Origin of the sequence: Kitasatospora sp. NPDC007106 (assembly GCF_040634455.1) — a bacterium.
Lineage (GTDB): Bacteria > Actinomycetota > Actinomycetes > Streptomycetales > Streptomycetaceae > Kitasatospora > Kitasatospora arboriphila.
Window position 1 is genome coordinate 1 of the sequence record NZ_JBEYFP010000815.1, and the last position, 2,554, is coordinate 2,554.

General features: G+C 77.4%; 1 protein-coding gene. It reads right to left on the reverse strand.

What is annotated here, in order from left to right:
* Positions 1-2,554 (reverse strand): acyltransferase domain-containing protein (locus ABZ641_RS32735; RefSeq protein ID WP_359987746.1); only part of this gene is annotated, 2,554 nt, incomplete at both ends.

Below are 2,554 nucleotides of genomic sequence, written 5' to 3' on the forward strand. Positions count from 1 at the left end.
CGTTCTGGCGGCGTGGCTGCCGCGGCGCCAGACGTGCTGGACGGCGCGGAACCCGGCGCCGATCCCGATGCCGTGGCGTTCGGCCTCGGTGTGGAACCCGGCGGCGGACAGGTAGCCGTGGTGGCGGCCGAGGACGGCGTCCAGGAGGTCCCGGCGGTTGGGCGGGTCGGCGGGGCCGACGGGGCACAACCGGCCCTCGGCGCACGGCTCCAGGGGCCCGTCGGCGCCGCGGCGGGCCTGGACGAGGACGGGGCGGACGCCGTCGGGCCCGGGCCGGCCGAGGGTGACGCGCAGGGCGGTGTGCGGCAGGTCGTCCAGGGTGAGGGCCGCACTGCCGAGCCGGATCCCGGTGAGGGCGAACCGGGTGTCGGGGACGGCGGCGCGGGCGGTGTCGAGGACGGCGTCCAGGTAGACGGTGGGCACGATCGGGGCGATGCCGTGGACGGTGACGCCGGTGCCCCGGTCGCCGACGCCCCACTCCCCGAGCGCCGCCTCACGGACGTACGGGGCGGTGTCGCCGGTCGTCACGGCGGCGCGGGTCGGGGCGGCGGTCTCGCGGCGGAGTTCGGCGGTGTCCCACGGGTAGGCGGGCAGGTCGAGGACGGGCGGCGGGGTGCCGTACCAGCGGAGCCAGTCGACGGCCGCGCCGTGGGCGAAGGCCCGGCCGACGGCGTCGAGGAGTGCGGCGGCCTCGTCGCAGCCGCGGCGCAGGGTGGGCAGGCAGGTGCCGTCGGCGCCGCTGTCGCGGAGGGTCTCCTCGACGGCCGCGGCGAGCACGGGGTGGGGGCTGACCTCGACGAAGACGGTGCCCTCGGCGGCGAGCCGGCGGACGGCCTCGGTGAGGCGGACGGGCTTGCGGAGGTTGTCCTGCCAGTACTGCGGCAGGAGTTCGTCGCCGCGGACGGGGGCGGCGAGCACGGTGGACATCAGCGGGGTGCGGGCGGGGCGCGGGGCGAGGCCGTCGAGGGCGGCGACGAGGTCGGTGGCGATCAGGTCCATGTCGGGCGAGTGGGAGGCCACTTCGACGCGGACGGTGCGGCAGAGCACGTGCCGTCCCTCCAGGTCGGCGCTGATCGCGGCGATCGCCTCGGGCGGTCCGGCGAGGACGGTCGCGTTCGGGGAGTTGTCCGCGGCAACGCAGACGGCGGCGGACTCGGGCCGGGAGGCGAGGTAGTCGCGTGCGGCGTCCGCGGAGAGTTCGACGGCGAGCATGGCACCGCGCCCGGCGAGGCGGCGCATCAGCCGGCTGCGGCGGCAGATGACGGCGGCTGCGTCGGTGAGGGCGAGGGCGCCGGCCGTGCTGGCGGCGGCGATCTCGCCCATGCTGTGGCCGAGGCAGACGTCCGGGGCGAGGCCGAGGTCGGTGAGGGCGGCCGCGAGGGAGACGCCGACGGCCCAGAGTGCGGGCTGCACCCGGTCGATGTCGGTGGGCAGTTCGGTCGCCCGGGTGAGCAACTCGGTGACGGACCAGCCGAGTTCGTCGTGGATCGCGGTGTCGCAGCGGGCCATGGCGGCGGCGAAGGCGGGTGAGGCGGCGAGCAGGCCGCGGCCCATGCCGAGCCACTGGGAGCCCTGGCCGGGGAAGACGAAGGCGGTGCGGCGCGGGCCGGTGAAGCCGGCCTCGGCGATGCCGCCCTCGGCCAGGGTGTCGCCGGCGGCGAGGCGGCGCAGCCGGGCGGCGAGGGTGCGGTGGGTGTCGGCGCGGACCCAGAGCCGGTGGGGGTGGGCGTCGCGGCGGAGGGCGGCGACGGCGCACAGCTCGCGCAGTGCCTGGTCACGGCCGGGGCCGTCGAGGTGGTCGGCCCAGGCCCCGGCCAGCAGGGTGAGCGAGCGACGCGAGCGGGCGCTGAGCACGAGCAGGTGTTCGGCGTTCTCCGGCACGGCGGCTCCGGCGGTCCGGGCGTTCTCCGGCGCGGCGGCTCCGGCGGTCCCGACCGTCGCGGCGCTCTCCGGCACGGCGGTCGTGGGCGCGGCGGCCCCGGCGGTCGTGAGCGCGGCGCGGGGCCGGTGTTCGCCGACGACGACGTGCGCGTTGGTGCCGGAGATGCCGAAGGAGCTGACGCCGACGAGGGCGCGGTCGCCGGATGCGGTGAGTCCGGTGTTGCGGGTCACCACGCGGACGGGCAGGCCGTGTTCGGCGATCACCGGGTTGGTCCGGTGGCAGTGCAGCGAGGCCGGGACGGTGCCGTGGCGGACGATCAGGACGGCCTTGATGAGGCCGGCGATGCCTGCGGCGGACTCGGCGTGCCCGATGTTGGTCTTCACCGAGCCGGTGGGCAGGGGGCGGTCGGCGGGCCGGGCGGTGGCCCGGGCGAGGGCCCGGAGTTCGACGCCGTCGCCGACGGCCGTTCCGGTGCCGTGGGCCTCGACGTAGTCGAGCTGCCGGGGTTCGATGCCGGCGGACGCGCAGGCGGCGCGGAGCATGTCGACCTGGCCGTCGACGGCGGGCTGGAGCAGCAGGCCGCTGCCGCGTCCGTCGTTGTTGACGGCGCTGCCGAGGATGGTGGCGAGGATCCGGTCGCCGTCGCGTTCGGCGTCGTCGAGGCGCTTGAGC